General features: G+C 61.2%; 17 protein-coding genes. 11 read left to right on the top strand and 6 right to left on the bottom strand.

What is annotated here, in order from left to right:
- The 3 genes from ACEQXE_RS01970 to ACEQXE_RS01980 form a co-directional block, all read left to right on the top strand.
- Window positions 1-213 (top strand): copper resistance protein B (locus tag ACEQXE_RS01970; protein ID WP_370177211.1); only part of this gene is annotated, 213 nt, incomplete at its 5' end.
- 133 nt (window positions 214-346) lie between these two features.
- A complete protein-coding gene (locus ACEQXE_RS01975) occupies window positions 347-790 on the top strand; it encodes a nuclear transport factor 2 family protein (RefSeq protein WP_306089245.1) in 444 nt (147 codons plus the stop codon).
- 20 nt (window positions 791-810) lie between these two features.
- On the top strand, window positions 811-1,545 hold the full coding sequence (locus tag ACEQXE_RS01980) for a PepSY domain-containing protein (RefSeq protein ID WP_029140033.1): 735 nt from the start codon (window positions 811-813) through the stop codon (window positions 1,543-1,545).
- 13 nt (window positions 1,546-1,558) lie between these two features.
- Here the strand turns inward: ACEQXE_RS01980 and ACEQXE_RS01985 are convergent, their stop codons facing one another.
- Together ACEQXE_RS01985 and ACEQXE_RS01990 are read right to left on the bottom strand one after the other, a co-directional pair.
- Window positions 1,559-1,999 (bottom strand): hypothetical protein, encoded by a 441-nt coding sequence (locus tag ACEQXE_RS01985; RefSeq protein WP_029140034.1) that lies wholly within the window; start codon window positions 1,997-1,999, stop codon window positions 1,559-1,561.
- Window positions 2,000-2,092: 93 nt separating this feature from the next.
- Entirely contained in the window at window positions 2,093-2,380 is a 288-nt protein-coding gene (locus ACEQXE_RS01990) for a hypothetical protein (protein WP_033193304.1), read from the bottom strand.
- 226 nt (window positions 2,381-2,606) lie between these two features.
- Between ACEQXE_RS01990 and ACEQXE_RS01995 the strand changes: the two genes are divergently transcribed.
- From ACEQXE_RS01995 to ACEQXE_RS02005, 3 genes are all read left to right on the top strand, one after another.
- Entirely contained in the window at window positions 2,607-2,996 is a 390-nt protein-coding gene (locus ACEQXE_RS01995) for a hypothetical protein (protein ID WP_233548407.1), read from the top strand.
- A gap of 232 nt (window positions 2,997-3,228) precedes the next feature.
- Entirely contained in the window at window positions 3,229-3,882 is a 654-nt protein-coding gene (locus ACEQXE_RS02000; RefSeq protein WP_290755085.1) for a DUF2231 domain-containing protein, read from the top strand.
- 933 nt (window positions 3,883-4,815) lie between these two features.
- The gene (locus ACEQXE_RS02005; RefSeq protein WP_370177212.1) at window positions 4,816-5,454 is read left to right on the top strand and encodes a hypothetical protein; all 639 of its coding nucleotides are present in this window, start codon (window positions 4,816-4,818) and stop codon (window positions 5,452-5,454) included.
- Between the two features lie 25 nt (window positions 5,455-5,479).
- On the opposite strand, the gene ACEQXE_RS02010 is transcribed toward ACEQXE_RS02005, so the two are convergent.
- From ACEQXE_RS02010 to ACEQXE_RS02020, 3 genes are all read right to left on the bottom strand, one after another.
- Window positions 5,480-11,152, bottom strand: a complete 5,673-nt coding sequence (locus tag ACEQXE_RS02010; RefSeq protein ID WP_370177213.1) for an autotransporter domain-containing protein — start codon at window positions 11,150-11,152, stop codon at window positions 5,480-5,482.
- A 113-nt stretch (window positions 11,153-11,265) separates the two neighbouring features.
- A complete protein-coding gene (locus ACEQXE_RS02015) occupies window positions 11,266-12,117 on the bottom strand; it encodes a hypothetical protein (RefSeq protein ID WP_370177214.1) in 852 nt (283 codons plus the stop codon).
- Between the two features lie 224 nt (window positions 12,118-12,341).
- Window positions 12,342-13,409, bottom strand: coding sequence for a helix-turn-helix domain-containing protein (locus ACEQXE_RS02020; protein WP_370177215.1), 1,068 nt, complete (start codon window positions 13,407-13,409; stop codon window positions 12,342-12,344).
- Between the two features lie 266 nt (window positions 13,410-13,675).
- Here ACEQXE_RS02020 and ACEQXE_RS02025 point away from each other — a divergent pair, with 266 nt between their 5' ends.
- From ACEQXE_RS02025 to ACEQXE_RS02045, 5 genes are all read left to right on the top strand, one after another.
- Window positions 13,676-14,524, top strand: a complete 849-nt coding sequence (locus ACEQXE_RS02025) for a Ku protein (RefSeq protein ID WP_370177216.1) — start codon at window positions 13,676-13,678, stop codon at window positions 14,522-14,524.
- 4 nt (window positions 14,525-14,528) lie between these two features.
- Window positions 14,529-17,045, top strand: a complete 2,517-nt coding sequence (gene ligD, locus ACEQXE_RS02030; RefSeq protein ID WP_370177217.1) for a DNA ligase D — start codon at window positions 14,529-14,531, stop codon at window positions 17,043-17,045.
- Between the two features lie 141 nt (window positions 17,046-17,186).
- Complete coding sequence (locus tag ACEQXE_RS02035; RefSeq protein WP_370177218.1) at window positions 17,187-18,056, top strand: SDR family oxidoreductase; 870 nt, start codon at window positions 17,187-17,189, stop codon at window positions 18,054-18,056.
- Between the two features lie 40 nt (window positions 18,057-18,096).
- Window positions 18,097-18,282: a DUF3008 family protein gene (locus ACEQXE_RS02040; protein WP_370177219.1), complete on the top strand. Its 186-nt coding sequence runs from the start codon at window positions 18,097-18,099 to the stop codon at window positions 18,280-18,282.
- A 209-nt stretch (window positions 18,283-18,491) separates the two neighbouring features.
- On the top strand, window positions 18,492-18,731 hold the full coding sequence (locus ACEQXE_RS02045) for a hypothetical protein (protein ID WP_370177220.1): 240 nt from the start codon (window positions 18,492-18,494) through the stop codon (window positions 18,729-18,731).
- Window positions 18,732-19,035: 304 nt separating this feature from the next.
- Here ACEQXE_RS02045 and ACEQXE_RS02050 read toward each other — a convergent pair whose 3' ends face one another.
- Window positions 19,036-20,796: a DEAD/DEAH box helicase gene (locus ACEQXE_RS02050; protein WP_370177221.1), complete on the bottom strand. Its 1,761-nt coding sequence runs from the start codon at window positions 20,794-20,796 to the stop codon at window positions 19,036-19,038.
- Window positions 20,797-21,078 lie beyond the last annotated feature (282 nt).

Consider the following 21,078-nt stretch of genomic DNA (forward strand, 5'->3'; position numbering starts at 1 on the left):
TCGGCTCAGGATATTCCCGAACTCGGCATTGGCGCTGGCCTCGACCGGATCGAGGCAGGTCTGCGTCTTCGCTACGAGTTCGCACGCGAATTCGCGCCCTATGTCGGCGTCTCCCAGGAGTGGCGGATCGGTGAGGGCGCCGATTTTGCCCGCGCCGCAGGGGAAGACCCCAGCGTGATGAATTACGTCGTGGGCTTGCGATTCTGGTTTTAAGTGAAGGAAATATACAATGAGAACGAGACTATCTCTAAGCGCGGTCGCCCTGGCCTTGGCTGCAGGGGGCACTCCCGCCCTGGCACAATCCATGGACCATTCGGCGCATTCGGAACATTCGGTATCAACGCCGATGGATCATACGGAGCAGGGCATGAACCATGCCGAGCATATGGCTGCGATGAACGATGACGTTGCTGGGGCAGAAGCAATTCTGACATCATATCGCGATGCCCTGACGTCGCGCGATGCAGAGGCCATGGCTGCGCTGTTTGCCCAGGAATCCTTCATTTACGAAAACGGCAAGGCGGAAGGCAGCTTCACGCATTACATGGAGCATCACCTGGGACCGGAACTCGATGCAATAACCAGCTTCACCTTCGGCGAACCGACGCTCGCAGTCACCCGGATGGGACATATGGCGTATGGCCGCGAAACGTACACCTATCGGATCGAACTGGCCGACGGTCGCGTAATCGACCGCGAAGGGGTTGCGACCTCGGTCCTCGCCCATGATGCAGATGGCTGGAAGATCGTTCAGTACCATTCATCGTCACGCGCACCGCGTAACAACTGATCTGATCGGGGGAACACCGATTGGCGACACGCTCTTTCAAGCTGCGTCTTCATGTGCTGGGCAGCAAGCTTCACAAATGGCTGGCGATCTTTGTCGGCGTCCAAGTGCTCCTGTGGATGATCACCGGGGCGCTGATGTCGTTTCTCGACATCGAAGAGGTTCGGTCCGAACATGTCGTTTCGCGCGCGCCGGAGGTCCTGCCCGCTGATGCTGTCATGCCCCATTGGCTCGATAGCAGCGAGGGGGTGGTTTCCCTTGCGACGCGCGCGGTCGGCGGCAGGGCCGTAACCGAGGTCCGCCGGGACGATGGAAGCGTCACGCTCCGCGACCCGGACAGCGGCATTCTCCTTTCGCCTCTTCCCGCTGCAAGCGCACAGGCCATCGCTCGCTATGCCTGGACCGGGCCACCAACCACCATAGCGACCACGCGCCTCATCGAAGATGCTGTCGGGACCGAATTCCGGGGTCCGTTTCCGGCGTGGCAGATCACCTACGGCGATGAGGACAATACCCGCGTCTACATCGATGCATCGAGTGGCTCGGTGCTCGCTGCCCGCAGCGACACCTGGCGCCTGTTCGATTTTGTCTGGGGGCTGCATATCATGGACTGGACGCAGCGCGACCGCATCAACAGCTGGTGGCTGCTATTGTTCGGGATCGGCGGGACGATTATCGCGGTTTCGGGCTTTGTCCTGCTTGCGAACCGGTTTCCCAGAATCAGGCGGCGGGCGAAACATGTGCCGAACGCACCCTGAAGCCGCTCCCAGTTTAATCAGGTTCGGCTCGGGCAAAGCGGACCAGAAGGATCGTGAGCGCAGGCACGATCGTCCACATCGCGATCGGGATCAGCGCCAACCCCGTCACTGGCTCGTGCGGCATCAACTCGCTGTAGCGCCAGCTCACGAAGCTTTCTGCCGGAAGCGATGTGGCGATCATTTCGACGGCGATGGCGACGACAAGCCCGAAGCCGAAATAGATCGCATAGGGCATTTTGGCGGCTTGCCAGAGCCACGCGCGCCCGCCGCGCAATGCAGCAAGGCTATAAGCTGTTAGCAGGATCACGCCATCGCCTAGGCTTGCAATGCCGCAGCGAATGGTCTGCTCATAAGGCTCGAGATTTCCCGGCTTGAAAAACGGCATCTGGAAAATCTCCCAGACGAACGCGATCAGGCTCCCGCAAACAAAGATGAGCCAATGAGTTCTAGTCATGCTGCGGATACGCCGGAATGATGTGCGCAAGGAAATAGCGGCGGGCCGGATTTCCACGTCCTGCATAGCGCCTTTGCTGCCCCAAAGCCTGGATCAGTCATGGTTTTCGCGGCCCTCCGCCTCGGCCATGCGAGCAGCGCGTTCGAGAAACTTACGCATGTCACCTGCTGCCAGTTCGGTAAGCGGATGCCGGCTCGCCTCGGGGCGTGGTTCGATCATGTCCGCACGCTTTCTGATCTGGTCGATCTGTTCATCGCTGGCCCCGGACAAAAGGCCGAGAACTATGTTCTCGAGAGTTATGAGGCGAATGCGCATTTGCACCAGCTCGGCATGATCGGGCTCCGGAATGTCCCAGCTGCCGTCCTCATTGACCGTGCTCACGACTGCTTCTCCGACGGCTCTGTTGTCACCATGATCTGTCCCATTCATCTCGACCGGCTTCGGTCAAAAAGGGTGACCGAAAAACACCATTCCTGCAACCGGCTGTGCCATCGGCTCAGCCGTCTCCGGTGGGCGCGGAAATTGTTTGAGGGGAACAGATGTTGGCTGCGTAAAGAGAATGAATGCGCACAGCACCCATCGCATGACCGACGAAAGGAAATCGATTGTGAAACGGACAGCTCTAGCTCTCATTCTCGCCACTGGCCTGACAGCCACTCCGGCGACGGCCCAGGAACAGCATGAGCACGGAGCTCAGGCTGTGGCACAGCAGCAGGATCACGCTGGCCACACGATGCAGGATTCCGACGCTATGGCTGCCCATCGCGAGAAGATGGCTGAAATGCGCGCGCTGATGCAGCAGGCCCACGCGGCGAGCGATCCTGCCGAACGCCAAAGGCTGATGGCCGAGCACCGCACAGCGATGCAGGAACACATGGCGGGCATGATGCAGGGGGACAACGCCGATATGATGGCGGCCTGTCACCAGCGCATGATGATGATGCACGATATGATGAAGCAGATGGCGGCTCACCAGAACATGGCGCAAGACGGTTAGGAGATGGTAGCCGGGCTCTTGCTCGTGCTTAAAGCTGGCCGCCCTCTTAACAAGGCTCTGATATTGGCAAGAGACCCAACCCCCTCATGAGTTAAATTTGGACCCTCACGCGCCGAGGATCACCGCGCTCCATCACGGCAAGAGATGAGGGTTCGCAGAGCATTACAGACACAATAGGTCGCACGACCATCGCCAAGACCGGAACCCGTAGAGAATGAAACGAATGCAATTCATGGCTATTGTAGCTGCCAGCTTGCTCTTCGTCGGACCAGTTCAGGCTCATGGCGACGAAAAGCATGGCGAAGAGACGAGCGCCGCGCCTGCCGCCGCGAATGGCGATGCGCATGACCAGGCGGCCATGGCGCAGATGGGCGACGGCGGAGCGGTCGGCGAGCCCTCAGCCGCGCACGACGAAGCAAGTGGAGGCCATGACGAGGCTGGTGGCCATGCTGATGAGGGCGATTCCGGCGTCATCGCCGCCCTGAAAAAACTGCATCCGGCGACCATCCACTTCCCGATCGCCCTGTTTCTCATGGCTGCTGCCACCGAGTTGTTCGTCATGCGCCGGAAAGATGCAGGGCTTGAGAGCGCGGTGCGCGTACTCGTCCACGGCGGAGCAATCGGCGCAGTCGTCGCAGTCCTGTTCGGATGGATCCACACCGGCCTTTGGTTCGGCGGCGATGCCGTCATGCAGGTCCATCGATGGAACGGGATGCTGATCGCGGTCCTCGGTCTGGCGATGGCCTATCTGGCGAGCCGTGCTTCCGCGAGCCGGACCGCGCTTCGCGCCGCAATCTTTGCCATGGCCGCTCTAGTGCTGGTGCAGGGATTTCTGGGCGGCGAGCTTGCGCACGGTGCCAATCATCTTGGTATCTCCTGGCTTTGAAGGATAGAATGATGCGCAGATCGAATCGGAACGGGTTTGTTGCCCCCCTTGCTGCGGCGGCACTGGGGCTAGGGCTCGCTGCATGTGATCAGACGCAGGACACTTCATCAGAAGCTGAAGCCTTGCCACTGTATACGGCCCCGCCGACCGAGAGCACAGGTCCTGGCGAAGGCGAAAGAGACAACGCTGCCTCTCCCGCTGGAGAGGCCAACACGAACCGGTCGGATGAAGCTGTGACTGCCGGTAGGCAACCAGACCGACCGGCGAGCACTCCGGTAGTAGCGCCGTCACCTGCGGCCACTCCCCCGCCGATGAATGCGAAGCCTAGCGACACACCCGATCCGCATGCGGGCCACAATATGCCGTCCATGCCAGACCATGACATGTCCTCGCTGTACGATCGGGCGGATGGTTCATGACCTGGCGTTTCGCCTTCTGATCGGCCCGAAAACGGCCGACGCTCCTTTCACCTGTCACTACGAATTACATGTCATCGTTTGCCAAAGGCGCTTTATCTCATCTGTCCGATTCTGGGGGTATTGATGGGGGTATTTGCAAGGTGATTCAAAAAGTTGATTAGGTAAATCAGCATGTTATACGCTCCCTATATTTCCCTCCTCCGCTACCACATTTTACAATGATCTGCGGTAGTTGTGCTCGATCCGTTGGGCGAAGTCGGGAGTCGAGCTGGGACAATTTGTCTATCGTTTAGCCGGGTTGTCAGTGCGGTTGGCATGCGAGTTTCGACCGGGTTGTGCTGGTTGATCGCATGGTCAATGAAGTCAGCCCAGAAGTTGGTGGGCCTTCAGCTCTGCGCCGCACCTCGATTGTTCGGCTCTTCGACAAGATCCCCCTAAAGCTACCCTTGGTTCAGTAGTGGACTGGACTGACGTTTCGTACACACGCTAGCCTTCATCCCCACAGGGGATGAGGATGAGCGAATTCGATATTACCTTCGAGCTGTTTACGCTGCTCTTGGGCCTGACGATGGCGGAGGTGCTGGCCGGCTATGCCCGCGCCTACAAGCTGCGCAGTCGCATTCGTCACGGTCGCCTGGCACCGAGCGACACGAGCGACGGTGGATCACCGCTGAAGGTGCGGATCGGTTGGCTTGTCCCGTTATCCGCCACAGTCGTGCTGTTTCACCAGGCCACCTTCTGGCTATTCATGTACGAGATGCAGGGTAACGTACCGCTCAATTTCCTGAACCTTGTTTGCGTCCTCTCTGTGATCGGCTGGTACTATCTTATCAGTTCCGCCCTCTGGCCGGATGAGCCAGAGGCCTGGCCCGACTTCGACGATTACTACATGGCCCACCGCCGCTTTATCTGGTTCGGCGTGATTGCGATCGCGATCCTGGTCGAAATTTCGCGCGGCGCCTTCTCCACTGTGCAGAAGGTGGAAGCCGCTGACTGGATTGTCGAGGTGGTGGACTGGACCGACACGATGGGCACACTCACCCTGCTGGCCATGCCCTTCGTCAAGTCACGCAGGTGGGCTATCGGCCTGCTTGCAGTGATCGTTGCGCACTTCGTCGTGTCGGCCATCCTTTCGCCCTGGGTGTTCGTTTAGCACACCCGGGCATAAGGGCTGCCGATCAGAACGGAATGCGCAGGGCCCCGGCGAACTCGGTTGCCTCGCGTTCCTCGCCCAGCAGGGCATCGCCGCGCAGGACCAGATCGCCGAAGCCCAGATCGATCGCCAGCCCGCCGGTCAGCCGCGCATAATCCAGTGGCTGTGTGCCTTGCAGCGCGAATGTGGCACCGGGAAGCGCGACGAAGCTTGCGGTGGCCTGTGTGTCGATGTCGCCCTGGAAGACATAGCTGGCCGAGGCGAAGGGGCGCATGCGAGCGCCCTCATATTCGAACCTCAGGCCGAGCTCGGGCGAGAATACCGAGTCCTCCTGTGCAGCGACCGCCAGCGGCGTCGCGCCGCCCGTTTCGATAAAGCCATCCACATCGATTACCCGCCAGGTGAAGGCGGCGTAGGGTTGGAATGTGGCCTTCCCGGCCGACAGGTTATAGGCGATGTCGCCATACGATCGCAGTTCGTTGCTGGAATAGATTGCATTGCTAGCGCCCCGATTCACATCCCAATCGGTCCACGCATAGGCCACCTGTGCCGAAGCGATCACCGGGCCGAGGCGTTGCGAAAGATAGGCGCCCAAGAGGAAGCTATCGGCCTCGGCGGCGAAGCCGGTGGCCGAGGCGTCCATATCGTCATATCCTATTCCCAGCCCGAACCGATCGCCGCCCTCGGTGGCCAGCTCGAACCCGCCGATGATCCCGGAATGGTCGCTTTCCACCCGTGATGTGCCTAGGGCGAAATTGGCGTCGCGGGTCTGCGTCCCGAAGCTCGGCATCGCCCAGGCAGACAGACGTGTTCCGCCATCGCCACCACCGCTGAGCGCCGATAGCGCAGCACCCGATTGGTCGACCGGATAGGTATACCGCATCGATGTGAAGCGCGCATCGTTACCGGCATCGCGCTGCGCGACCGGGGAAGCGCCCGAGCCCATGCCGAGACCGGCCGAGCCCAGCGGGCTGAATCCGTCGAGCGCGGACAGGCTCAGGATAGAGCCATAGGATGCGGCAGTGCCAACTGCGCCGAACTGTTCGGAGATGTCCTGGCCGCCAAAATCCAATGCGATTACGCTGTCACGCAGCGCCGCTAGCATGCTGCCCTCGGCAATGTCGGTGGCGGACTGGAGCGAACCCAGCGCGTCCTGAAACGCGTTCGCCACTGCCACTTCGTTCGCATTGGTCGCGGCGCTGGCATAAGGCGTGCGTAGCACCTCGATGCCTACGAGCGTGCCGTCACTTTGCTGCGTGGTCGACAGACTATATTCGAGGAAGGGCGAATTGTTGAGCGGAGTCACCCCGAGATCGGTCGCCGTGAAAGTTCCGCCAACGGTGAGGAAATCGACCCGCTCGCCCCCGAAATACACGCCGATCTGGTTCGCGAGCGCAATCTCTCCGGCAAGGTTCGCATCGCCGGTAACATTTAAGAATGCCGATGTGCTGCCGGGTGTGGTCGCGATCGAAGCGTTGATAGGCACGTAGAGCCGCCCCTCGTCGCCCTGCTGATAGCTGCCGGTCAAATCGAAGGTAATGCCCTCGATCCCGGTCAGGCCTTCCACATCGCCGATTGCCCGGCCTAGCCACAGTCCGCCATTATTCGTCACGTCGCCGCGCATCGCAAAGGCATCATCGCCGACGACGCCCAGCTGGATGTCGCCTTCCAGGATATCGAGCGCGCCGATGTCGAATGCGAAGCTGCCCTGAGCCGAGGGCGCCGCGACAATGGTGAAGGTACCCGTTCCGGTCTTCTCAATAGTATCGACGCCGGTCACGCGTGTACCCGATTCCAGCGACTCAGGATCGTCGAGCAGGGTGGGGTCGAGCGCCACGAAAGCCGCGAAATCGGGGGTGAGCAGATAGTTGCCCCCGATCGCAGCAGCAGGCATGTCGTCGTTGCCAGCCCCCAGAAATCCACTGCCTGTCAGCGAAACCGTAGTCGAGGTCAGGCGCTCGGGCGCGCCATCGCCGGTAGCTGCAGCGGTTTCGCCCGCAATGCTGCCGAGGGTGACGGAGTTCTCACCTAGCAGAATATTTGCGTTGATCTGCGAGGTGCGCGTGCCGTCGGGCAGGAAGCCTGCAAAACCAAGCTTTGCGATCTCGCCAATGCTGATCGTACCCGTAGCCAGCCCATTCTGTTGAAACCGATAGGTCTGTTCCAGCAGTGATGGGTCCAACTCGGTCGTGATCAGTGCACGAATCTGCTCGATCGTCGGTGGGGGCGCATCTTCATCCGCCTCGGCCAGCGCGTCGAGCGCTTCCTGATCGAGGCTCAGGGTAATCAGGTTGGGGAAGGCGGCCCCCAGATCGATATTGCCGCGCACGATCCCGGTATTCGCGAACGTACCAGAACCTGCCTGCAGGGCGACGGTCCCTGCGATAAGCCCCGAATTTTCGATCGCCGCACCGCTCGCCAGTGCTTCGCGCGTGATCGAGAACGACGTTTGCGAGTTTTCCGGATCGCTATTGTCCGACATGGAGCTGACCGAACCCTGGGATCCGATCGCGTTCACCGTGATATCGCCGTAGATTGCTCCGCTATTGGCGATCATGGCGGTGTCGAGCACGGCATTTTCTCCGGTGCCAACGCCGGATACGCGGATGGTGACGGGAGCGGTCGTGCTGCCCACGGTGCCGCTATTGGAGAACACTGCGAAGTTGGTGTTGCGCGTCTGGGTCAGATCGGTCCGCGAGGTCACCACTTTACCGTCGCGATAGGTTTCCGCGGTAACTGTGGTGGTGTTGCTGAAATCTGAGAAGTTGCCGCTGGTCGCGATGCTCGAACCGCTCGATTGCTCGATCGTCCGGGTCACGCTTTCCTGCGTGCTGACGGTTTCCTCGCCCTCCTCCGGATCGCCACTGGTCGAGCTGCTTTGCGAGCCCTCGGTCTCGCTGTCACTGCCGCTTACAATGCCGCTGTGACTTGGATCGCTTTCGCCGTCGGTATCGTCCATTTCGGGCAGGGTTTCGCCAATTGCGATCACACCGCCCATCGGCAACACGATGGCCCCCGATTCGACCGTGAGCACAGAGTTATTCGCGCCGGCAATGCGGATGTTCCCGGTCTCGATTGTTGCGCCGCCATCCACAGCTGCCGCAATCGTGAGCGAGGCAGTGCCGCCATAAACACTGGAAATCTCGTGTTTATCCTGGGTCAGGACTGTCTCGGCCTCAAGGCTTTCCGGATCGTCTCCCGAATAGGTGGTAGTTTCGAGCCTGCCGGTTACCAGCGCGCCGGATGCGAGGGTGATGTCTCCGTCGCTCGTGCCGCCCAACCTAACCGTGACATCGCCCAGGATGGCGCGCGCCAGAATGCCGCCGACGCCGCCCTGCACGTCCGCGACGATATCGCTAGCAAACTCCGATGGCGTGTATTCCTCCAGTTCCGTCACTGTCCTGGAAACCAGACCACCTTCGTCGCGCATGCGCGTATCGCTCGCCTGTTCGAACGTGACAAAGCCCTCGTCCTGATCTTCGGCGTTCGCGATGAATAGTGTGCCGCCGATGCGGCTTTGCGCATCGATTGAGACGTTTGCGCCGATCGAACCTTCACCATTTCCGACCCCGAGGACGTAGGCATTGCCCTCGATCGAACCGCCTTCCAGCATCAGGCTGGCGGTGCCCCCGGCAGCGAAGCTGCTTTCGGCGATGGTCTCGGTGCGGAAGAGGGCAGGCGGCTCTTCTGTGGGGTCCTCTGCCTCGAAAACTTCGAACCTTGATTCGCTTTCGCTGCCGTTTCTCCCCGTGCCCCCTGCGACCGCAACATCGCCTTCGACCATGCCGCCTTGCACCTGCAGGGACGCATCGCCCATCGCAGCGATCACCTCGACATTCCCGTCGCCTTGGCCATTAGGCAGCACGGACCCGGTGAGGAGAACCGCGGAATCCGCCTGTTGATGAGTGATGTTGGTGGCTTTTTGGGTTTCTTCCTGCCGGGTCGCGAGCATGCCACCGCCGGCCGCTTCAATGATGTCGCTTGCTTCCAAGATGATGGACGCGACTGCCTCAGCCTTGCCTTCGAAGCTGCCGTAGATCGTTCCACCGATCGATGCGCTGCTGCCACCGGCCGCGATCTGGGTTACTGCGACATCGCGTGCGCTCTCGTCACCCTCGGGCGCACCGATCGTTCCGTCGTAGCGCCCGACAATGCTGCCGCCGACCGGGGTGTTGCGCGTCAGGCTTGTCTCGCTGGTCTGCACGACTACCCGATCGTCCTCACCTGCCATTTCGCTCGTAGTGGTCGTGACTGTACGGATCGTCTCGTTGGTCTGGTCATTCGCCTGCGATTGCAGATCAATGTCGCCGAGGACGCTGCCTTCGAGCACGAGCGCGATGGTCCCTGCGCCGGTTGCACCAACATTGCCTCCGACAGTGGCATCGGAGCCGATGCCCGCGTCAATATTCCCGCCGACCGCAGCCGTGTCGAATGTCGAGGTGCGTGCCTCGACGCTTTGCGAGCCGCCATCCACCGCATTTGCGCTGAACTCCATCGCTTCGGTGCGTGTTGTAGGCGCCGCTATACTGGTCAGTTGAAGGTCTCCGCCGATCGTACCATTTCCATCGAAGGTGATCCCCCCTTGGGCATTGACGCTTACATCGCCGGAAATGCGACCCTCGGAGCCTATGCTCAGATCTGCGGTACCGCCGGTGGCGGTCTCTTCAGAACGTTCGGATCGTGAACCGTCGTCGGGATCGGTTCCGAAGCTGTCGAGCGTGTCGATGCCGGACGCCACGATGGTCAGGCCCGCTAGGGTGTCTGCCGTGCCGATGTCGCCATTGATCTCGACATTTGCCGACCCGGCATTGGTGAAGACGGTCAAACCGCCCGTGATCACACCGCCTGGACCGACGATAGCGGTGATATCTCCACCGATATTCGTGCTGCGCGTCTCATTACTGACGGAGACGAAGGAATACCCTTCGCCGCCTTCAGGCGTGCGGGTGGTCCGCGCCAGAGTGGTGTCCTGTTGCAAAAGCTCCTGGTAGGCGGAACTGAGTACCGCCGGACCGTCAATCAGGCCCGAGGTGGACAGAAGCACCTGGTCCGAACCGCTCAGTCCGACATTGCCTTCAATGATGCCGGTGTCGCCGTTGACCAGTTCCGCAATCCCGGGAGTGAACGAAGTCCGGCTCGTGGTGGTGGTGAATTGGTCGGACTGCACGCTCCCGTCGTCCAGTATCGTGGTCTCTTCCAGAATCTGCGTTTCGGTGTCGCCGGTCTGAACACCGGCCGTCATCGCGATATCGCCGATGATCGAGCCTGCATTCTCCAGCAGCGCACTCGTCCCGGCGTTGGCTTCGATGTCTCCAATCAGCGCGCCGACATTGTAGACATTGAAAGAGGTTTCGGGCTGGGGCGTGCCGTCGGGTGGCTGGAAATAGATCCCCAAGGGATCGTCCTCGCTCCCGATCGTGCCGCTGTTCGTGATCGTAAACGCACCGACGATGGGCGGCGCCTGCGGCCCGACGTACGGCCCAACGGCGGAAATAGTCACACCGTCTGCGATGACCAGGGCTCCCGCTGGGCCCGGTAGCGTGTCGAGCGCGTCATTGACTTCGTCCGATTCGGCATCCGCATCGCAAGTGACTGTATCGCCGTCGATATCGCATTCGGCCAGAGCCGGTGTCGCGATCACCATCGAACTCGCAACCGCTGCGCCCGCCATCAGCTGCGCCCGGAAAGATGCCGTCATTTTCATTTCCCCCACGGCGAGGCTCGCTACGGAGCTTCGCGATCTTCTTTTTCAATGTTGGTGTGGCGCGCCATGCTAAAAACGCGGCGACATTGCCGTGCCGCGTGGCGGCATTATCGCGCCCGACAGGTGTTCGGTATGTCGATCAGCGCCCAGGATTCGCCATCCCGTGCAATGATCGTCGAGTCTGGATCGGGCGTGTCTTTTGTCCGAAAGATGCAACTGAATTCGCTCGGTTCCCCAGTCGCTTCGCACGCGACACTGGAAAGATCGCGCGCAGTGCCAGGGCAGACATCGAACATTGCAACCGCCAATTCGAAACGGCCCGGCATGTCGCCGCGCGCAGGCGGATAGTCACGCGCTGGTCGATAGTCGCGGCGGTCGCTGGCTACCCTCAAAGACGGGCAGACTTCGCCACGCTCGGCAAGGTTCCAGCGCCCCCGGCGCAGGTAGATGTCGCTGCTCTGCTGTCCGCTCGTTCCTCCGATGGAGTACCGACAGGTATAGGTGTCCTCGCGCAACGCATTAACCTTGGGGCTGCATATCGCAGTCGAAACCGATAGTGCTGACCGTCCGCAGTCGCGGCGGATCGCCTGGTTTAGTTGCGCCTTTTGAGGCCGTGCGGAGATGGCGAGCGGCGGCATATCGCACATGTTGAAGGTGTTGGTCGGCTTCCAACTGCCGCTTGAATTGTCGATCCACAGCGTTTGTGAACCAAACCGGTCTTCCATCTCGTAGCGGCAGCTGTGGCGATCGCCATCGAACCCCATGGGCGAGCAACTGGCCTTGGAAACTTGCCGCGCCTTGGCCGGACACTGGCTCCTGATCGCCTGGGCTACCGCACTGCGCGCCTCGGTCGCGCTGAGCCGTTTGTTCTGCGCGGCCTGCGCAACACCTTGGTGGGCGACCACACCGCCGAGGAGACATGCTCCGATTGCCAATCCCCATTTCAATGTGCTCGCCATCGTCCCGCCTCCTCACAGCAAAAAGTTTCGAATTGCGAGGTTGAGAGCCGTCGCACAGCGCATTCGTGCAAGGCTGACAATGTGCCGCTCCCGCAATCGGCGCGAGGAATGCCTCTATTTACCTTGTTCTCAAGCGAAGGGGTCTCGTTTGAGACAGCCGGGAAACAATGCGAGACACAGGGACAAGCGGGAGAAGTTGCGTCCACTGGCGGACATTGCGGCTCTTAATCGAGTGTTCTGAGCCAATAAGCAAAATCGGCCTTGCCGACGATGCCGCCTGTGCGGCAGTCAGATAGCGCATTCTCGCAAGCGCTCTGGCGGACCTCGCTTGGCGACAACCCGAAATGGTTGCGAAAGGTCTTGCTGAAGCTGCTCAACGTCTTGAAGCCGCAGCCGAAGGCGATCTCGGCAATGCCCAGATGCATGCTGGCAGAGGAGACTAGCAGCCTGATTGCCGCTTCGAGCCTTCGGATGCGGATAAATTCAGACACCCCTCCGACCGATGCGAACATCCGATACAAGCTCGCACGGGACATGCCGAGGTCTTCGCAGATCGATCTGGGCGTGAGCGCCACGTCATGCAGGTTCGCGTCGATGTGCGCCACGATCGCCCGAAAGCGCGATACGAGCGGCTCGGACCCGGTCGAGCCGTAACGGGCATGACGCTGTGCTGCGACTGCAATCAGCGCTGCCGAAGCGCGCGCGGCAGCCTCTGCCTCGTCCTGCGACATGCGTGCCATCTCGCAATGAAGTGATCGCATATGTCTGGCGAGCATGCGGGTCAGCGGCTCGTCGCCCGCGAGCACTACGCCTGAGAGCGCATCGACATCGTCGATGAAGCTCTCCAGAAGCGATCTTGGCACGATAAGCGTGACATTCTGGAAATCGGTTGCTCTGGTATCGAGCGTGCGTGTGAGGTCGAGAATGCAGATGTCGCCTGCGCAAACTCGTATATCCGCTCCATCGGCCAGCCCGCAGAACCCACCGCGTTCGTAGAGCTGGAACAGGAAGTGATCGAGGCCACCGCTCGCAATCGTCCTATTGTTACGCTCGAATTCCTGCGCCCCTGATGCGAAACGCCCCAGCACCAAGGGGCCCGGGTGAAAAGTACTCATTTCGAGCGGGAACTCGCCCAGATTTGTGCGCTCGCCGGGCCGCGTGTTGAAAACATCGGCGACCGATTCCCGCCATGTCTCGTAAGCTGTCTTGCAGCCGATCGATGCACTGCTGATGCTGATATTGGGCACTGGTTGCCCACCCAGCGCGCCCTGTCCGGCCTCGCGGTCAGTCACATCCCGTCCCCCTGACTGTACCTCCCAAGGGGTGCCATTCTGAATTCGAATGCGGAAAATGGCAAATATGCCGCAAGGATCGGCAGGGAACGTCGTCTTGTCGACCCGAACCATATGCGGAACCTGTCCTGCCAACCGCTGGAAAAGAACGTCGGCTTGCGGGTTTCTTCGGACAAATGGCGGACTGTCCGCTTCCAGCCCGGGTTCAGCCGCCCGAAACCATTTGGGCTCCCGTGCGCTGACTCGCCGTTCGAAGGAGGCGATGAATGGTGGCACGGGCGTATTGGCAAGGACAGATCAGGCTGGCGCTGGTTTCGATCCCGGTGGAAATCTATTCGGCCACCAAGTCCGGCGCAAAGATCAGTTTTCGCCAGATCCACGAACCGAGCGGAAAGAGGATTTCCTACGAGAAGGTGGTGCAGGGCGTCGGCCCGGTCGATCGCGAGGAGATCGTCAAGGGTTACGAGCTTTCCAAGGGCAACTACGTGCTGCTCGACGAGGACGAGATCGAGGCGGTCAAGGTCGAGAGCAAGAAGACGCTCGAACTGGTTCAGTTCGTCGAGGCGTGCGAGATTGACCCGCTTTATTTCGAGAAGCCTTATTACGTCGCGCCCAAGGACGAACTGGCCGAAGAGGCGTTCGTGGTGCTGCGCGAGGCGCTGCGCAAGGCGGGCAAGGTCGGGCTCGGCCAGCTGTCGGTGCGCGGGCAGGAGAAGCTGGTCGCATTGAAGCCCTGCGGCAATGGGTTGCTGCTTGAGACCCTGCGCTATGCCGACGAAGTGAAGAAAGGGCAGGCCTTCTTCCACGATATCGGTGACGACAAGCCCGACAAGGAATTGCTCGATCTCGCCACCACGCTGATCGACAAGAAGACCGCGCCGTTCGACGCGAGCGAGTTCGAGGATCGCTATGCCGGCGCGCTCAGGAAGTTGATCGACAAGAAGGCAAAGTCGAAGAGCGGCAAGAAGATAGTGGAAGATGTCGAGGAGCCAGCCGAAAGCGGCGGCAACGTGATCGACTTGATGGCGGCGCTGAAGAAGTCGGTCGGCAGCGAGAAGAAGGGCCAAGCGAAGAAGGCTACTCCGAAGAAGACCTCCCGCAAGAAATCCGCCTGAGTCCATGGCCAAGCGCGACCCCCTCGCCGAATACAACGCCAAGCGCGATTTCGCGAAGACGCCCGAACCCTCGGGCGAGACCGAGAACAGCGCAGGGGGCGATCTCTTCATCGTCCAGAAGCACGATGCGACGCGGCTGCACTGGGACTTGCGGCTGGAGGTCGACGGGGTGCTCAGGAGCTGGGCGGTGACCAAGGGGCCGAGCCCCGATCCCGAGATCAAGCGGCTCGCGGTGCGGACCGAGGACCACCCGATGTCCTACGCCGAGTTCGAGGGCACCATCCCCAAGGGAGAATATGGCGGCGGCACGGTGATGCTGTGGGACCGCGGCACCTGGGCCCCGATCGAGGGCAAGAGCGCGAAGGATCTCGACAAGGGGCACCTGCATTTCACGCTCGACGGTGAGCGGATGAAGGGAGAATGGCTTCTGATTCGGCTGAAGAACAAGGCCGGTGAGAAGCGCGAAAACTGGCTGCTGCGCAAGTTGCAGGACGACCATGTGCAGGAGGGCGATGCGCTGGTCGAGCGCGAACTGACCAGCGTCCTAACCGGTCGCTCGATGGCCGAAATCGCGGCTGACAAGAATGGCGAATATCCGCTCGCCGACAAGGAGGACGATGCCTTCCTGGCGCAGATGAAGAAGGCTTCGGCCCACAATGCGAAGCAGGCCAAGCCCAGCAAGAAACGCCGCGCCGCGCCGCTGCCCAAATACCGCCAGCCGCAGCTGGCGACGCTGGTCGACGATGTCCCCACCGGCAACGGTTGGATGCACGAGATCAAATTCGACGGCTATCGCACGCTGATCGCAGCCAAGGGCGATCAAGTCCGCGTCTATACGCGCAACGGCAAGGACTGGAGCGACAAGTTCTCCCCGCTGGTCCACGCGCTCGCCACGCTCGATCTGCCCTCCTGTCTTATCGACGGAGAGATTGTCGCTTACGACGCGCAGGGCAATCCCGATTTCTCGACCTTGCAGCAGGTGCTCAAGCGTGGGCACGGCGCGCAGGGCGAGAGCGACCGGCTGGCGCTGCACGCCTTCGACCTGCTCGAACTGGATGGCGAGAGCCTCACGACGCTCCCCAATATCGAACGCAAGGAGCGTCTCGAAGCGCTGCTCGGCACCGCCGAAGCGCCGATCCACGTCGCCGACCATGTGATCGGCGCAGGCGAGAAGCTGTATCGTGCGATGTGCTCGGCGGGGCAGGAGGGAATCATCTCGAAGACGGTCGACGGCCACTACGCCGGACGCCGATCGAAGAACTGGCTCAAGGTCAAATGCACGCGGCGGCAGGAATTCGTGGTGATCGGCTGGAAGAAGAGTTCCGCCAAAGCGCGCCCCTTCGCCTCGCTGCTGCTGGCGCAGCATGAGGGAGACGAACTGGTCTACAAGGGTAATGTCGGCACCGGTTTCGATGCGGATACGCTCGATGAACTGGCGGCGAAGATGCGGCGGCTCGAGCGCAAGACACCTCCCGCCGAAGTCGACAAAGCCTCGTCGCGCGGCGTGACTTGGCTGACGCCGAAGCTGGTTGCCGAGATCGCCTTCACCGAGTTTACCGGGGCCGGCAATGTCCGCCATGCCAGCTTCCTCGGCCTTCGCGCCGACAAGAAGGCGAACGAGGCCACCCCCGAGAAGTCCGCCGCCGCTCCGGCTGCCGAGGCCGAGGTCGAGATTTCCAGCCGCGAGCGCGTGATCTTCCCGGACAGCGGCCAGACCAAAGGCGATCTGGCGGATTATTACGAGGCGGTCGAGGCGATCATGCTGCCATTCGTCGCCAGGCGCCCGATCAGCCTGGTCCGCTGCCCGCAGGGGCGGGCGAAAAAATGCTTTTTCCAGAAGCACGACAGCGGCGCTTTCGGCGATGCTGTCCGTCACGTGCCGATCCGTGAGAAGGACGGCGGCACCGAAGACTATCTCTACCTCGAGGATGCGCGCGGTATCCTGCAATGCGTGCAGATGGGGACGATCGAGTTCCACGGCTGGGGCAGCCGCACGGCAGATGTCGAGGCGCCCGACCGGATGATCTTCGATCTCGATCCCGACGAAGGGCTCGATTTCGGTGACGTGAAGACAGCGGCGCGCGACATCCGCGCCCGGCTCGCCGATCTCGGCCTGGCGAGCTTCGCGATGCTTTCCGGCGGGAAGGGCGTGCACGTGGTGGTGCCGCTCGCCACCGGGCACGACTGGGATGTGCACAAGGACTTCGCCAAGCGCTTCGCCGAGGCGCTGAGCCTCGCCGAACCAGAGCGCTTCACCGCTACGATGAGCAAGGCAAAGCGCAAGGGCAAGATCTTCATCGACTGGCTGAGAAACCAGCGCGGCAGCACGGCGGTGGTGCCCTATTCGGCCCGCGCGCGCAGCGGCGCCCCGGTGGCGGTGCCGATAACCTGGGAAGAACTAAAGCACATGAAGGATGCCAAGCCGTTCTCCATCGGCGATGCGGAGAAACTGCTGGTACGCGCGGCCGGCAAGGCGCTGACGGGGTGGGGCTTTGCCGAACAGGCCCTGCCGGACTTCTAAAGCCTTCCCCGAGGATTGGGGTGGTTCGTCGCGCCATCGGCACGCTTGGCACCATTCGGGAAACGCGGCCCATTCCAGCTCATTGTTTGCCCGAGTGCACCCGAACGACAAACTCTTTCAAAGACAGGACGCTACGCTGCTATGAACGATTCCGACACATTCCAGCCCGAGATCGACGAACAGCCGCGCATGCCCGGGGCTGAATCGGAAATGGAAGACAAGCCCGCTTGGCAGCCGCGCTTTCCCGGCTCCGGTCGGCTGGAAGGGAAGGTCGCGATTGTGACGGGGGCGGACAGTGGCATCGGCCGCGCCGTTGCGGCGCTGTTTGCGCGCGAAGGCGCTGATATTGCGATTGTCTATTTCGCCGATGAAGAAGCCGAAGACGCGGAGAAGACCAGGGCAATCGTCAGAGACGAGGGGCGAGAGGCGATCTGCCTGCAGGGCGATCTCGGCTGCCGGGAATTCGCAGACGAGGTGGTTGCCGCCGCACTCGAGCGCTTCGGACGGCTGGATATCGTGATCAACAACGCCGGTGAACAGCACCCCGATGAGGAAATCGAAGACATAACAGAGGAGCAGCTGCGACGGACCTTCCAAACCAACATCTTCTCGATGTTCTTCCTGGTTCAGGCTGCGCGCCCACATCTGGGCAAAGGCAGCGCCATCGTGAACTGCACCAGTGTGACGATGTACAAGGGCTCGGACAATTTGCTCGATTACTCAGCCACAAAGGGCGCAATCAGCGCATTTACCCGGTCATTGTCCGAGAACCTGATTAGCGACGGCATCCGGGTAAATGCGGTCGCTCCCGGCCCGATATGGACCCCCCTCAATCCGTACGGCGGGCAGCCGCCCGAGGACATGGACGATTTCGGCAAGAACACACCGATGGGTCGCCCCGGCCAGCCCAATGAAGTCGCCCCCGCGTTCCTGTTCTTGGCCTGTGACGATGCCAGCTACATGTCGGGGCAGGTCTTGCACCCCAATGGCGGGATCATAGTCGCCAGTTGAGAACCGCGCGAAGAGCAGAACACAAGTAGAGGAGAGTGTCATGCCCGCTCAATCGAAGGCTCAGCAAATGGCCGCCGGTGCAGCGCTCAGCGCCAAGCGCGACAATACCAAGGTCAGCAAATTGCAGGGTGCATCCAAGGAAATGTACGATTCGATGAGTGAGGACGAGCTGGCAGACATCGCCAGCACCAAGCGTAAGGAAAAACCCGTACACAAGGACGATTGAGCTTAGCTTAATTCCACCGTTTGCCTCACTACCTAGGGCTCAGTTCGACTCTATTTGCCGATACTGCTATACGGCGGTTCGACGGTTGCGGTACTCACCACATCGGCTCTTCGTGGTCCCGGCTATCGCCCGCAACCTACCCGCTTCTTGCGTCTGGCCGATAATGTCCCTTGGTAACTCAACCTTACCGCGGGGATATGGAGGCATGCATGAACAAATATTCACTTCGGATCTGGGGAGGAAGCGCGAAACCGTCAACAACGATCTCCTTCGAGGGTGAAGATGCCCACGAAGCATTTTCGATCATGGAGCGAAAGAAGTTAAGTGGGCCGGCCGAACTTTACGAGGGACAAAGATCGCTCGGCACAATCGCCCAGACCCAGGAAGGTGCCTGGATTTTGGAAAGCCGACAAAATGCCGGATCATCGCATAGTGAAAGGCAGGTGTGATCGTGAGCCGACACTTTCCGAGCTAGCATATCGCGTGGCGGTCTATCACTACTTCGCCACGCCTGCTTACTGTTAAGCAGCTATCTGGCGATGAAACCGGCGGCTCGATTCCCGGTTAATCCGGGAAAACATTGGATAGCTCTGGACTAACATTGCCAGCACCATTGAAGCTGGAACACATGCCCGGAAGGCGCAGTTTTTCCGTATCCGCGAACTTTCAGTTTGGAAGAATTTCCATTCTGAAGCAAAGGTATGAGCCGATCCTAATCCGCGTGTCGGGGATCGGGTCCTCCTTTCGCTACAATTACCGGTTCTTGAATTTTTCCTTCTTCGGCGCACCCTTGCCCTTCGGGCCTGGCCTTGCGCCGACATCATTGTTCTTGCGATGAGGCTTGGGCTTGCCATTGCGCCGACCTCGCGGAGGCCCCTTGCGGTTGGTGCGCGCGGCATCTCGCGGGCCCTTGGCCGAAGCTTCGATCAGGATATTCTCGCCGTCGTCGCCATCGCCAGCCGTGCGGACTAGCGCATCGGAAAACCTGTCCGCAATCGCGCGCGGGATCTGGAAGTAGGTCTCGTCCGCGCCAATGCGGATCGCGCCGACTTCGTTGCGGGTGATGTGGCCACGGCGGCAAAGCAGCGGCAGGATCCAGCGAGGATCGGCATTGCGCCGGCGACCGATGTCCATCCTGAACCACACCGTGTCTTCGAAACCGGCGCGGTGCTTTTCGGCCTTTGCCGCGCGACGTGCCTCGGGCGTATTGGCGATCAGATCCTCCGGCTCGGGTAGCTTTGCGCGATGCGAGGCTACCAACATGGCTGCGAGTTCGCGGGGGCTGCGCTGTGCGAGAAGGCTGTCGATCAGATCGCTGTCCTCTTCGTCGGGCTCGGCCGCAGTCAGCAAGGTCTGCATCATCCGGTCGCGGTCCTTGGCCCTGATCGCCTCGCGGTCGGGCGCATCGGTCCATCGCGCATCGATCTTCGCGTTGCGGAGCATCGCCTCCACGCGGCGACGGCGCGAGAATGGTACCACCAGCACTGCGGTTCCTTTGCGACCCGCGCGCCCTGTACGGCCCGACCGGTGCTGCAGCGTCTCTGCATCGCGCGGAATCTCGACATGGACCACCAGGCTCAGCGTGGGCAGGTCGATACCGCGCGCAGCGACATCGGTGGCCACGCACACGCGTGCCCGGCGATCGCGGAGCGCCTGTAGCGCCTGGTTGCGTTCGGACTGGGAATTTTCACCCGAGAGCGAGACCACCGCAAAGCCGCGCTCCTGCAAGGTCGCGTGCAAGTGGCGCACCTTTTCGCGCGTGCCGCAGAACAGGATCGCGGTTTCGGCCTCGTGATAGCGCAGCAGGTTGACGACCGCGTTTTCCACCTCGGGGGGAGATATTACGACTGCTTCATAGGAAATGTCCCCGTGACCGCGATCGGCGCTGACCGTTGAGATGCGCAGGGCATTGCTCTGGTAGCGGCGGGCCAACGCCTCGATCGGCTTGGGCATCGTGGCGGAAAACAGCAACGTGCGACGCGCTTCGGGGGTCGCGTCGAGAATGGTCTCCAGCTCTTCGCGAAACCCCATGTCGAGCATTTCGTCAGCCTCGTCGAGCGTCACCGCCCTTAAGGCCGACAGGTCGAGCGCACCACGCTCCAGATGATCGCGCAGGCGGCCCGGCGTGCCGACGACAATGGTCGCGCCCGAGCGAAGCGCCTTGCGTTCCGCCGATGGGTTCATCCCCCCGACACAGGTCGCGACTCGTCCACCGGCTTTGGCATAAAGCCACGACAATTCGCGGCTCACCTGCAAGGCAAGCTCGCGGGTGGGGGTGATCACCAGCGCGAGCGGCGCGCCGGGAAAAGGAACCTTCCCGCCATCGTCCAGCAGCTCGCGTGCGAAGGCCAGACCGAAAGCGACCGTCTTGCCCGAGCCTGTCTGCGCCGAGACAACGAGGTCGCGGCCTTGGGCCTCTGGTTTCAGCACAGCAGCCTGCACGTCCGTCGGCTCGGAATAGCCGCGCTCGGTGAGTGCGGATTGCAGGGTGTCGGGCAGTGAGTTGAAATTCATGGCTAAACCTTGGGAATCAATGCACGCGCGCTGGAAACCAGGCGGCTGGATTTGGTCAGCAAAAGTGCGGAATGAGGGGGCGCCGGGTTCTTTGCGTCCGGCGCAGTTGGAGGCCCCTTACGCTACTATTGCCGCCATGGCTCGCAAAATCTTTCGCGGCACTGGAGCGGGGGCGGTCGAGACAGGTATTTCGGTCCGGTCGCTTGCAGATGCACGTCCATCCATCGCTATCGGGCGTTTCACTGTGCGCCAGCCGTTCGGGGCAAACTTGACCAGAACCGC

This window comes from Alteriqipengyuania sp., assembly GCF_964222115.1.
Lineage (GTDB): Bacteria > Pseudomonadota > Alphaproteobacteria > Sphingomonadales > Sphingomonadaceae > Alteriqipengyuania.